Source organism: Flavobacterium enshiense DK69 (genome assembly GCF_000498495.1).
Classification (GTDB): domain Bacteria; phylum Bacteroidota; class Bacteroidia; order Flavobacteriales; family Flavobacteriaceae; genus Flavobacterium; species Flavobacterium enshiense.
The window spans coordinates 401,759-413,848 of sequence record NZ_AVCS01000009.1; the positions used below are offsets into that span (position 1 = coordinate 401,759).

The window sequence follows — 12,090 nt, forward strand, 5'->3', positions numbered from 1 at the left end:
ACAGTATTTGTGCGACTGAAAACTGTGACTGAAAACTATAAAAGATGTCAATAGTAGAGTTCAAAATGCCCAAGATGGGTGAAAGTATTTCGGAAGCGACAATCATCAATTGGCTGAAAAATGTCGGTGATACGGTTGAAGCCGAAGAAACCCTGCTGGAAGTGGCTACCGATAAAGTGGATAGCGAAGTTCCTGCTCCTTGTTCGGGTGTTATTACCGAAATCCGTTATCAAAAAGATGATGTGGTAGCCGTTGGTGAAGTGCTGGCGTTGATTGCATCGGACGGGGCATCGGAAGTGAAAACCCAAAAGACGGAAGCGGTAAAAGTAAATGCGCCAAAGCCGTCGGTTTCTCAAACTGAAAGCGCACCAAAACCGGTACAATTAAAAAGCAATCCGGACGCATTTTTGTCTCCGCTCATCATCAGCATTGCGCAGAAAGAAAACCTGTCACTGGAAGAAGTGCAGAGTATTCCGGGTTCGGGAGCAGAAGGAAGAATCCAGAAAAGCGATGTTTTCAACTATCTGAAAACCCGTAAATATCCATTACAACGTAATCCTCAATTCGCGGCTCCAAGCGCACCGGCTTCGACTTATCCAAAACCGGTAATCAACTATGTTGAAGGCAAAGACCGTATAGTGGAAATGGACCGCATGCGTAAGATGATTGCCGATCACATGGTATATTCGAAACAGACGTCGCCTCACGTAACGTCGTATATCGAAGTGGATGTGACCAATCTGGTGAACTGGAGAAATGAAATGAAAGACAAATTCCAGGAGAAATACAATGAGAAGTTGACCTTCACGCCGATTTTCGTGGATGCGGTAGCGAAAGCGATTCAGGATTTCCCAATGATCAATGTTTCGGTAGACGAGAAAAAAATCATCGTTCACAACGATATTAATATCGGAATGGCTACGGCACTGCCGACAGGTAACCTGATTGTTCCTGTGGTCAAAAATGCCAACGAAAAGAGTTTGTCCGAATTAGCGGCATCCGTAAATCATTTGGCGGAAAGCGCACGTAACAACAAACTGAAGCCGGATGAGGTGCAGGGAAGTACGTTCACCATTTCCAACGTTGGAACTTTCGGAAGTTTAATGGGAACTCCTATTATCAACCAACCTGAAGTTGCCATTTTGGCGCTCGGAATCATTAAAAAACGTCCGGAAGTGATTACGACTCCAAAAGGAGATGAAATTGCCATCCGAAGCATGATGTATTTGTCGCTGTCGTTCGACCACCGAGTGGTAGACGGTTTCCTGGGAGGTTCCTTCCTGAGAAGAGTAGGCGATTATTTAGAGAAATTTGACAGCAATACAGCAATATAACACTAGAAAAAAACAGACTATGTCTTACAATATAAAAATAAATCAAGTTCAGTCCTCAAGAGTAAGCGAAGTTGATATTAACAATATCGCGATGGGGAATGCTTTTACCGATCACATGTTTGTTTGTGATTATGAAAACGGTGCGTGGATTAATCCGAGAATCGAACCTTTAACAGCGATTCCAACGCATCCTGCTGCTATGGCCTTGCATTACGGGCAGGCTATTTTTGAAGGAATGAAAGCTACTTTGGGTAACGATAATGTGCCTTTGTTGTTCCGTCCGATGGAAAATGCAAAGCGTTTGAATTTCAGTGCTGATAGAATGGGAATGCCTTCGTTTCCGGAAGATTTGTTCGTGGAATCGTTAAAGCAATTGGTTGCCCTTGAGAAAAATTGGATCCCGTCTGAGGAAGGAGCCGCTTTGTATTTGCGTCCTTTCATGTATGCTGACGAAGCGTTCATCGGAATGCGTGCTGCTACAAGATATAAGTTTATCGTAATCGCATCACCAGCAGGTCCGTTTTTCAGCAAACCGATTAAATTATACGCAGAAACAAAATATATCCGTGCCGCGATAGGTGGAACAGGAGAAGCAAAAGCTGCCGGAAATTATGCAGGGGCTATCCGTCCGACGGAATTAGCTAAAGCGAAAGGATACGATCAGGTACTTTGGCTGGATGCGAACGAATTCGAATACATCCAGGAAGTAGGAACGATGAATGTTTTCTTCAAAATAGGAGGGAAGTTCATTACTCCGGATTTAAGCGGCTCTATTTTGGCCGGAATCACGAGAATGTCTGTGATTGACGTACTTCGTGATAAAGGATTCGAGGTGACAGAAAGACCGATCAAAATCTCCGAAATTATTGAAGCATCTCAAAACGGTACGTTGGAAGAAGCTTTTGGAGCAGGAACAGCAGTAGGAATTGCGATGATTGAAGAAATCGGATATAAAGACATGAAAATAAACTTCCCGAAAGCGAATCCGGTTTCTCACGATGTAAATGATACGTTAAATGCTATCAAAACTCAGAAAACGGCAGATAAATTCGGTTGGATAGTACCGGCGGTTACAACTGCCCTTAGTAAATAATGCTGAAGAAAGAAACAATGAATACGATTGATATGCCAGTACTTGTAGATAAATCAACCCTTAAAAAAGCGTTTTCAACCATGGCTGCTGCCAAAGCAATGGCCACTTTGTATGAAGATAATTTTAAGGTGGTTTCTAAATATGTTCACGCAACTTCCCGCGGTCATGAAGCGATTCAGATTGCAGTGGGGATGCAGTTGTTACCGCAGGATTACGCTTTTCCGTATTACAGGGATGATGCCATGATGTTGGGAATCGGGATGCAACCTTATGATATGATGTTGCAGCTGATGGCAAAAAAAGACGATCCTTTTTCGGGAGGAAGAACCTATTACTGTCACCCTAGTTTGAGAGATGCGGACAAGCCTAAAATTCCACACCAGTCTTCTGCGACCGGGATGCAGGCGATTCCTGCCACTGGTGCGGCGATGGGATTTTGGTATAAAGAAAATGTGGGGCTTGACGATACGACTGTAAATGAAAAACCGGTTGTTATTTGTTCGCTTGGTGATGCATCGGTAACCGAAGGTGAAATTGCAGAAGCCTTCCAGATGGCGGCATTAAAGCAATTGCCTATTTTATATTTAGTGCAGGATAACGGATGGGATATTTCTGCTAATGCAGCAGAAACCCGTGCGCAAAATGCATTTGAATATGCAAAAGGATTCCACGGTCTTGAAGCAATTACAATTGACGGAGCTAATTTTACGGAAAGTTACCTGGCGATTCAAAATGTGCTGAAAACAATACGTGAAGAACGCCGACCGTTTTTGGTTCATGCTAAAGTTCCATTGTTGAACCACCATACATCGGGTGTTCGAATGGAATGGTACCGTGATGATTTGGAAGAAGCACATTCGAGAGATCCGTATCCGGTTTTATTGAAACAGATGATCGATGCCGAATTTACATTGGATGAAATCGCGGAAATCGAACATGCGGCTACAGAGAAAGTTAAAAGAGATTACGAAAAAGCCTTAAAAGCAGAAGATCCGAAACCGGAAGATTTATTTACGCACGATTTTGCGCCGTCGCCTATTACTGAAGAAGCAGGCGAAAGAAATCCGGAGCGTGAAGACAAAGTAGTGATGGTGGATTGTGCTTTGTTTGCCGTTGAGGAGTTGATGCGAAAACATAAAGAATGCCTTTTATATGGTCAGGACGTTGGAGGACGATTAGGTGGCGTTTTCAGGGAAGCAGCTACCTTGGCTCAGAAATTTGGCGACGAGCGTGTATTTAATACTCCGATTCAGGAAGCTTTTATCGTTGGTTCTACTGTTGGTATGTCTGCCGTTGGTTTAAAACCGATTGTTGAGGTTCAGTTTGCCGATTACATTTGGCCGGGATTGAACCAGTTGTTTACGGAAGTAAGCCGTTCGTGTTATCTGTCAAACGGAAAATGGCCTGTGAGCATGATTTTGCGCGTGCCAATCGGAGCTTACGGAAGTGGCGGGCCTTACCATTCTTCTTCGGTGGAAAGTGTGTTGGCGAATATCCGCGGAATCAAAATCGCTTACCCAAGTAACGGAGCCGATTTAAAAGGATTATTAAAAGCAGCTTATTACGATCCGAATCCGGTAGTAATTTTAGAGCATAAAGGTTTGTACTGGTCAAAAGTGAAAGGAACCGATGAAGCGCGTACAAATGAGCCAAGCGAGGATTACGTTTTACCTTTCGGAAAGGCAAATGTCGTTCAGGAGATTTGGGAACAGGAAACCAAAGAAACGATTTCGGTAATCACTTACGGAATGGGTGTACACTGGGCCTTAAACGCTTCTTCAAAAATCAAGGATCAGGTAGAAATCATCGATTTGAGAACTTTGAATCCGTTGGATGAAGAAACTATTCTGAAATCGGTTAAAAAGACCAAAAAATGCCTTGTAATTACGGAAGAATCAATCAACAATTCCTTCGCAAGAAGTTTGGCAGGAATGATTCAGGAGAAATGTTTCAAATATCTTGATGCCCCGGTAATGACAATCGGTTCGGAAAACATGCCAGCCATTCCGTTAAACAGCGTTTTGGAGCAGACCATGATTCCTTCTGCTGAAAAAGTAAAAGCGAAAATAGAAGAGTTGTTAGCTTACTAATACTTTTCGATGCATATGAAAAAAAGAACCGTAGCAAATACTACGGTTCTTTTTTTTTTAATGGTTTTCGGCTACCAACTGCTCTTTTTTGGCAATTCGGTCTTTCAGGATGTTGAGATAGCGTAAAGCCAGTTTGTCTCCGTAGTCGCTGTAGGATTTTGAGGCCCAATTTACAGCTGTATCCAAATTTCCGTTTATTTCGTTTATGATGGCCATGTTGTAACAGGCTCTTCCTGCGATGGTAGGATCGGGGTTGTTGACTTCCTTCTCCCAAAGCTCGGCCGCACCGTCCCAATTGCCGGTTTGTGCCCTTCTTCTTGCAATTTCGAAATTAGGAGTTCCTTTTACGTAGTAATCACGGGAAACCCTGATTTTATAAGGTAATGTTTTTAAGGCGTAATCGACCCCCAAACGGTTGCTGATTTTTAAAACATTTTGTTTTCTTCCCATCACAGCTTCAGCTGCCTTAACCGGATTGATTCCTCTTCCTGAGGAGTTAATCACATTATTTGAGGCTATTTCATCTAAAATCTCCCTGTTTTTGACATCATAGATGCGCCAACCGTTTTTAATCATTGTGGCTATATTCACCTGATGTTCTATCATTGGGATTTTAATACCTACTACGTTTGCTTTTTCCACCGTAGCGGTTTTGTAATCCACTTTGGTGTCCGTGTCGTAAAAAGAGAGTTCGAAAAGATAGTCAACCTGATTTTTTTGAGCAATTTTTTCAACGTTTTCCCATTGTAGAGCTGCAGGAAAGACGCCCAAGCCAACATTTTTCAGATTGGCATCTTCAATCAATTTTACGGCTGCAAAACCATTGTTTTTGGTCAACTCGTTTTGAAGACCCAAAACCGATTCATTAGCACCGTCTTTATCTAAATCTTTTCCTTCGACCGACAAGATTTTGTCGATTACGTCAAAAGGTTCGTTTTTTGAGTTGGGCAGGCTTCGGTTAATGATACCTACCGATTTTCCTTGAGAAGGGAGATAAACAGGAGCAGGTTCTGTTACGCTTAAGGTAAGAAGATTCGTAGAGCTGCACGAGAACAAAAAACCGGAGAGCAGTATCCCTAAAGTGAGTTTAGAGTAATTTTTTATCATGATTTGCAATTAGTTAGTTTGGAGTTTAAAATAGCTAACTGCAAAATAGTCAAAAAAACAATGTAAAATACCTACGTGAGCGGTTTTTGATTGGCGTTTCTAAAATATTCAATTTTATAGTTGAACATTTCAGCCATTTTCCCGGCGCGCCATTTGGCTTCATCTGCTATAGGACCGGCAAATTGCTCGTCTATGTTTTGAGTGAAAATAACCATCCATCGGTCGAAATGTTCCTTCTGGATTGGAAGTCGGGCATGAGGCGGAAACGGACTGCCGGAGTAGGCATGGATATCCAACAAAACTGTTTGCCAGAATCCGTACATTTTTTCCAAATGCATTTCCCAGCGATCTTGAATTTGTTCATCGAAAATCGGTCCGATAAACTCATCCTGTCTCACTTTGTCATAAAAGGAATTGACCATCTGTTTGATATCGTCGAGGTTTTGAATGTCTTGCATTGTAATTTAATTTAGGCAAATTTAAGCGTATTGCACCACTTTAAATATGATAAATGTTGTCTTTTGTGAAAAAAGAAAAAAGCAGCCGTTACAGCTACTTTTTATCCTTTTTGTCTTTTTTGTCCTTTTTTGCTTCAGGTGGAAACTGTAATAGAATTCGATTGACAAATTCATTGATTCTTTGTTCTTTTTCGCTCATTTTCTCAGCTAAAAGACCTGCTCCAACACCTTGCCAAACAAGTTCTTTTCTCTTTGCATCGATCAGATCGATGTACAATGTGCCTTCGGTTGTGGTATAGGCGTAAGGATAGCCATAATAAGGATACCATCCCCAGCCATAACCCCAATAACCATAGTAGTTGCTTACGTTGACATAATCCATTTCTTTGGTAAAAAAGTTTACCATCAAATCGGGCGTTTCGCTTTTTGTATAACCTTTTGCCTGCATTTCAATGTCAATGGCATTAAGGATTCTTTTTTTATCCAAATCAGAAATCTCCACTTTGGCAATGCCGTCTTTCATGAAGTTATAAGTCTTATACTGACTGAAATCGGTGGCTTTGTCATAATCGGCATCTACTTGTATCGGGCTGCAGGCTCCTACTGTGATGAGCAGCAAAAGCAAAAATAGTTTCAGCGTTTTCATAGTAGTACATATTTCAGGTTTAAAAACTTTTAGTTTTAAATCTCTGCTTATGTACTACCTGAAACTTAAAACTAATCGTTTAATAACGCATCATCCACTAAATTCGGAATTGTAACTTTCAATAGTGGTTGTGTTTCCATTGCGCGTTTTATTGCGAAAACAGCACCTTCATTTCTTGCCCAGCTTCTGCGGGAAATACCGTTGTTGACATCCCAGAAAAGCATTGACTCTAAGCGTCTTGAGGCATCTTTACTACCATCAAGAACCATACCAAATCCGCCGTTGACAACTTCTCCCCAACCAACACCGCCACCATTGTGGATGGATACCCAGGTGGCACCTCGGAAACTGTCTCCGATTACGTTCTGGATAGCCATGTCAGATGTGAAACGGGAACCGTCATAAATGTTTGACGTTTCTCTATATGGTGAGTCAGTACCGGAAACATCGTGATGATCTCGTCCTAAAACCACATAGCCAATTTCTCCACGGGCAATTGCCTGGTTGAAAGCTTCTGCGATTTTAGTTCTTCCTTCTGCATCTGCATATAAGATACGAGCCTGTGAACCTACAACCAATTTATTTTCCTGTGCGCCTTTAATCCATTGGATATTATCGGCCATTTGCTGTTGGATTTCAGCTGGTGAGCTTTTCTTCATTTCTTCCAATACGTCACAGGCAATTTTGTCAGTTTTTGCCAAGTCATCCGGGTTTCCTGAGCAACAAACCCAACGGAATGGTCCAAAACCATAATCAAAACACATTGGTCCCATAATGTCCTGGACGTAAGAAGGGTATTTGAATTCTCTTCCTAATGTTGGATTTTCTGCCATTACATCAGCACCGGCGCGTGAAGCTTCCAGTAAGAAAGCATTTCCGTAGTCGAAGAAATAAGTCCCTTTTGCTGTGTGTTTGTTGATTGCAGCAGCATGACGGCGTAATGTTTTCTGTACTTCAATTTTGAATTGCTCCGGATTATTTGCCATCATTTCGTTGGCTGCTTCAAAAGAAATTTCTACCGGGTAATATCCACCAGCCCAAGGGTTGTGTAGCGAAGTCTGGTCGGAACCTAAATCGATGTGTAAGTTTTCTGTATCGAATTTTTCCCAAACGTCTACTATATTGCCTAAGTAAGCGATTGAGACAACTTCTTTATTTTCTAAAGCTTTGCGAACTCGAACCACTAATTCGTTGATGTCTTCAACGACTTCGTGTATCCAGCCTTGTTCGTGGCGTATTTTTGTGATTTTCGGATTTACTTCGGCACAAACGGTAACACAGCCAGCAATGGTTCCTGCTTTTGGCTGAGCACCGCTCATTCCTCCAAGCCCTGAAGTAACGAATAAACTTCCGCTTGGATTTTTCTTGATTTTTCTAAATCCGTTCAAAACTGTGATAGTGGTTCCGTGAACGATTCCCTGTGGACCGATGTACATATAGCTTCCTGCAGTCATTTGTCCGTATTGAGTTACCCCAAGTGCGTTGAATTTTTCCCAATCGTCCGGTCTGGAGTAGTTAGGAATCATCATTCCGTTGGTAACTACAACTCTTGGAGCATCCTTGTGTGACGGGAATAATCCCATCGGGTGTCCGGAATACATTACCAATGTCTGTTCGTCGGTCATTTCAGACAAGTATTTCATTGTCAGAAGGTATTGTGCCCAGTTGCTGAAAACCGCTCCGTTTCCGCCATAGGTGATCAATTCGTGCGGGTGTTGTGCCACGGCATAATCCAGGTTGTTCTGGATCATTAGCATGATCGCTTTTGCCTGTTCGCTTTTTCCAGGGTATTCCGAAATGGGACGCGCATACATTCTGTAATCCGGACGAAGACGATACATATAGATACGTCCGTATTTTTCAAGTTCTTCCTTGAATTCGGGGATTAGCTCGGCATGATGTTTTGGTTCGAAGTAACGAAGCGCATTGCGAAGCGCTAATTTCTTTTCTTCTTCCGATAATATTTCTTTACGCTTTGGTGCGTGATTGATATTGGTTTCGTATGGTTTTGGTTGTGGTAAAACCGATGGAATTCCTTGTGTTATTTGTTCTTGAAAAGTCATTTTTTATATTGCTAAGGTTCTGAGTTGCTAGGGTTCTGAATTTTGAAACAGAAATCGGAGCAACTGAGAATCGTTTTTAAAATTTAAGGTATTAAATATTGATTAATCTTTCGATATGTTCATTGGGATACCTAGGGATAGCGGATGTCCGACCGGTGGTAGGACTTGTATATTCTGACTCTATAATTTTGTAAATGGATGTCCATTTTTTATTGTTGACTTGTTATTTTGCAGTATTGCGTGAGGGGTAGAAGCAAAGTACCTTGTACTGCGGATAACCCGACCCGAAGGGGCACGCCCAACTATTTGTTTTTTTTATTGATCTGACCTGTTTTTTTATCGAAGCCGTAAGGACAGTGGCGGCATCCGCTTTTGCAGCAATAACCTCGTTTCAGGTGGTATTTTTCCGTGAAACATTTGTAGCCTTCGGGTGTATAATAAAAATCTTCCCCCTCTTTTAAATTATTTGGGTCAATTTGGTTATTCATAAGGGCAAATTTATGAACTTTACTGCTAATGATAATACTTGTAATCAAAAAATTAACGCCGAAAGGCTTTCGAGGAATCACCCTTTTTCCTTTTATTCTTCTGACGGATAAAAAGGATAGGGAGGATAAGGTGATTATCAACCATGAAATGATCCACATCCGACAGCAATTGGAGTTGTTGGTACTGCCTTTTTTTCTTTGGTACGGTATTGAATTTCTGCTTCGTTGGTTTCAATGTAGAAATCGTTATATAGCCTATCGGAATATCAGTTTTGAAAGGGAAGCTTATGCTAACGAAAAAGACCTTTACTATTTGAAGCAAAGGTCTTTTTGGGAATTTTTGAAGTATATGTAACTTATTTTTTCGGACTTTCTTTTTTAGCATATTGAATTTGATTTTCCGGGATTCTTTCAAAGCGAATATTCTGACCGTCAAAATAAATAGGCTTTCCTTCTTTTCCGGATCCGTCAGTGGTCATTACCCCATCCATGTTTTTGTCGAAATCCTGTGCAAGGATTGTTTTCGAAATTTCGATGCCGTTTTCATAACCTGCTTTCGTTCCGATTGCTACCCAATTGAATGAAGCATTGCTGGAGCCTCCTCTGTTTTCTTTAACGTAAAACCCGTCGGCCGTAACTCCGGTAACATAAACGCCGTTTGTTTCACTAGTCGGAGTTACGGTTACATTGATTTCTTCATTTTTGGAAACCAGGTTTTTAAAAGTATCTTTAAAAGCAATGAAAATTTCGCCGTTTGTTAGTTTTCCGGTTCCTCTAGTTGTCACATCAACAGTTGTAGATGCTGCAGTGTAAGATATTGTTCTCTCTGAATTTCCATTGTCGGTAAGTTGTACAACAGGTTTGTTAACAATAGTATTTCCTTGGACATACATTCCGAATTCTTGTCCTTTCGACATCATTCCGTATTGGTTTCCTTTTACATATCCCCCCATGAAACCGCCATTGATGCCAAGGCCAATTAAGTTGTTTGGAGTTGAAGTTATTGTTGCGGTTCTTCCGTTATTGTTTGCATTGGTATTATCATTGGCACCTCCACCATATACACTATAAAGTGTGCCATTTAAGGATTGATATCCCAATATTCCGAACTGAGAGGTGCCTCCTGAACCAAAAACTCCACCAGATCCATCAGGGATTGAGCCTCCGCCGGTGCCTCCCACAAGGATGTCTCCAGCTACTCCAAAGGCATACATGTTGGTTCCTGAAGAGATGTTTATTGCAGCATAATTTCCATAAGTTCCGCATGTTACGCCATTAGCAGTATAAGGGCCACTTTTGAACCCAATTCCTGGAGTTACATTGTTGTTTTCTCCGACGATTCCTGTAGATCTCCAGTTTCCGGCTGTGGTTTCATGTATGATTCCATGTGCGCCGATTGGAATTGTAGCTCCTCCAGTGGCTCCAGATGTTTGTCCTAAAACGCCTTCACCTGTTTGAACATAAGACGATATTGTGCCCGGCTGTGTAAGTCCGACTACACCATATCCGGTACGGTTTGCATATCCGAAAACACCCATGCCATTTGAGTCGGCATATCCTGAAACGGCTCTTGCTGCCGTAACGTTTGGATATCCAGTGATATTGCTATATGATGATGCAGAAGTGTGGACTGAAAATTTATCTCTGGAATCTTCTCCTGAAGCTTTTCCTATTACGGTTTGACCTTCTATTCTTAATCCGTTTGAGGGAGCTGCATTGGCAGATGCGTAAGTAGAGCCAATAGTAGTATTTGCGGCAACAGATAAAGTACTTGCCGGGGTTGTGGTTCCAAAACCTGTATTTCCGGTTTTTAAAACTCTGAAACGTTCTGTGCCATTTGTTTTTCCTACGAAATCAACTGCATCCGTAGTTCCGATAAAGTTCGTCCCGGCAGTCGTTCCTGAATTTCCAACTGTTGTCCAGTCAGTACTGCTGCCAGTAGCTATACTTACCCATTTGGCACCATCCCAATAGTAAAAGCCCGGGATTACATTATTAGGAGCTGAGCCCGCAGTAGCCGTGTTGTAAACTAATTCGGAAGTGGTTGGTGCTGTAAGGGGAGTGGCGGCATTCGTTGCTGTTAGTGCTACTCGTGGAATAACTAGGCCATCATTAGTTGAAGAGATATCTAATTTTCCAGCAGGAGTAGTTGTTCCAATGCCCATATTTCCGTTTGCAAGAATCCTTAATTTTTCTGTTCCGGCAGTTGTAATCGCTAAATTATCGGCTGCTGGGCTAAAAATTCCGGTATCCTGATCATTTTGGTAAGAATAGTTTGGCAAGACTGCTGTTCCTAATGAATAGGATTGTAATTGACCGTTATTGGCATTCGATATGTTCCAACGGTCGGTGGCTCCTGTTTTGAATCGTAGATCAACATTATCAGTTGTTCCTAAAAAATTGGTTCCGGGGATCGTTCCGGTATTACCTGACAAAGCCCAGTCGAAGTTAGTTCCAGTTGTCATTCTCACCCATTTTACACCATCCCAATAATAAAAACCCGGAGTTACGTCGCCTGAGGTTGCAGTATTGTATACCAACTCTGATGTAGTGGGTGTTGTTACAGTAGCAACATTAGTAGCGGTTAGAGAAATTCTTGGTATTAAAAGACCATCTGTTGCAGAAGTTATATCTAATGCTCCAGAAGGTGAAGTCGTTCCAATACCAACTTGAGCATTAATGCTAGCGGAAGTGAGTGGTATTGTTATAAAAACTAATAATTTAATAAAATTTCTCATAATTTAACAATATGTCTTTATTTTGTGTTTTTTAAGCGTGCAAATTTATGTTTTTTTATATCATGTACAAGCT

General features: G+C 41.5%; 10 protein-coding genes. 4 read left to right on the forward strand and 6 right to left on the reverse strand.

Annotated elements, in window-relative coordinates; all coding sequences use genetic code 11:
• The first annotated feature begins 44 nt into the window (after positions 1-44).
• The 3 genes from FEDK69T_RS07710 to FEDK69T_RS07720 are packed head-to-tail and all read left to right on the forward strand — an operon-like array spanning position 45 to position 4,517.
• Positions 45-1,334: a dihydrolipoamide acetyltransferase family protein gene (locus tag FEDK69T_RS07710; RefSeq protein ID WP_035630010.1), complete on the forward strand. Its 1,290-nt coding sequence runs from the start codon at positions 45-47 to the stop codon at positions 1,332-1,334.
• Between the two features lie 19 nt (positions 1,335-1,353).
• Entirely contained in the window at positions 1,354-2,427 is a 1,074-nt protein-coding gene (locus tag FEDK69T_RS07715) for a branched-chain amino acid aminotransferase (RefSeq protein ID WP_023573589.1), read from the forward strand.
• The gene (locus FEDK69T_RS07720; RefSeq protein ID WP_394330679.1) at positions 2,427-4,517 is read left to right on the forward strand and encodes an alpha-ketoacid dehydrogenase subunit alpha/beta; all 2,091 of its coding nucleotides are present in this window, start codon (positions 2,427-2,429) and stop codon (positions 4,515-4,517) included. Before FEDK69T_RS07715 ends, FEDK69T_RS07720 begins: the two co-directional genes overlap by 1 nt.
• Positions 4,518-4,574: 57 nt before the next feature.
• Here the strand turns inward: FEDK69T_RS07720 and FEDK69T_RS07725 are convergent, their stop codons facing one another.
• The 5 genes from FEDK69T_RS07725 to FEDK69T_RS07745 form a co-directional block, all read right to left on the reverse strand.
• Positions 4,575-5,624: a DUF6340 family protein gene (locus FEDK69T_RS07725; protein WP_023573591.1), complete on the reverse strand. Its 1,050-nt coding sequence runs from the start codon at positions 5,622-5,624 to the stop codon at positions 4,575-4,577.
• Between the two features lie 71 nt (positions 5,625-5,695).
• On the reverse strand, positions 5,696-6,082 hold the full coding sequence (locus tag FEDK69T_RS07730) for a group III truncated hemoglobin (protein WP_023573592.1): 387 nt from the start codon (positions 6,080-6,082) through the stop codon (positions 5,696-5,698).
• A gap of 94 nt (positions 6,083-6,176) precedes the next feature.
• Positions 6,177-6,728, reverse strand: a complete 552-nt coding sequence (locus FEDK69T_RS07735) for a DUF4136 domain-containing protein (RefSeq protein WP_023573593.1) — start codon at positions 6,726-6,728, stop codon at positions 6,177-6,179.
• A gap of 71 nt (positions 6,729-6,799) precedes the next feature.
• Positions 6,800-8,791, reverse strand: coding sequence for a urocanate hydratase (locus FEDK69T_RS07740; protein ID WP_023573594.1), 1,992 nt, complete (start codon positions 8,789-8,791; stop codon positions 6,800-6,802).
• Between the two features lie 302 nt (positions 8,792-9,093).
• On the reverse strand, positions 9,094-9,279 hold the full coding sequence (locus FEDK69T_RS07745; RefSeq protein WP_023573595.1) for a DUF5522 domain-containing protein: 186 nt from the start codon (positions 9,277-9,279) through the stop codon (positions 9,094-9,096).
• Between the two features lie 28 nt (positions 9,280-9,307).
• On the opposite strand from FEDK69T_RS07745, the gene FEDK69T_RS15680 reads away from it, so the two are divergent.
• Positions 9,308-9,634 carry a hypothetical protein gene (locus FEDK69T_RS15680; protein WP_023573596.1) on the forward strand — a complete coding sequence of 109 codons (327 nt, stop codon included), beginning with the start codon at positions 9,308-9,310 and terminating at the stop codon, positions 9,632-9,634.
• 1 nt (position 9,635) lies between these two features.
• On the opposite strand, the gene FEDK69T_RS07755 is transcribed toward FEDK69T_RS15680, so the two are convergent.
• Positions 9,636-12,017, reverse strand: a complete 2,382-nt coding sequence (locus FEDK69T_RS07755) for a hypothetical protein (protein ID WP_035630006.1) — start codon at positions 12,015-12,017, stop codon at positions 9,636-9,638.
• Between the last annotated feature and the right edge of the window lie 73 nt (positions 12,018-12,090).

What these genes read in the sequence shown, in the direction of transcription:
- FEDK69T_RS07710 (WP_035630010.1), top strand. Translation starts at nt 45, where the DNA reads ATGTCAATAGTAGAGTTCAAAATGCCCAAGATGGGTGAAAGTATTTCG.
- FEDK69T_RS07715 (WP_023573589.1), top strand. Translation starts at nt 1,354, where the DNA reads ATGTCTTACAATATAAAAATAAATCAAGTTCAGTCCTCAAGAGTAAGC.
- FEDK69T_RS07720 (WP_394330679.1), top strand. Translation starts at nt 2,427, where the DNA reads ATGCTGAAGAAAGAAACAATGAATACGATTGATATGCCAGTACTTGTA.
- FEDK69T_RS07725 (WP_023573591.1), bottom strand. Translation starts at nt 5,624, where the DNA reads ATGATAAAAAATTACTCTAAACTCACTTTAGGGATACTGCTCTCCGGT.
- FEDK69T_RS07730 (WP_023573592.1), bottom strand. Translation starts at nt 6,082, where the DNA reads ATGCAAGACATTCAAAACCTCGACGATATCAAACAGATGGTCAATTCC.
- FEDK69T_RS07735 (WP_023573593.1), bottom strand. Translation starts at nt 6,728, where the DNA reads ATGAAAACGCTGAAACTATTTTTGCTTTTGCTGCTCATCACAGTAGGA.
- FEDK69T_RS07740 (WP_023573594.1), bottom strand. Translation starts at nt 8,791, where the DNA reads ATGACTTTTCAAGAACAAATAACACAAGGAATTCCATCGGTTTTACCA.
- FEDK69T_RS07745 (WP_023573595.1), bottom strand. Translation starts at nt 9,279, where the DNA reads ATGAATAACCAAATTGACCCAAATAATTTAAAAGAGGGGGAAGATTTT.
- FEDK69T_RS15680 (WP_023573596.1), top strand. Translation starts at nt 9,308, where the DNA reads ATGATAATACTTGTAATCAAAAAATTAACGCCGAAAGGCTTTCGAGGA.
- FEDK69T_RS07755 (WP_035630006.1), bottom strand. Translation starts at nt 12,017, where the DNA reads ATGAGAAATTTTATTAAATTATTAGTTTTTATAACAATACCACTCACT.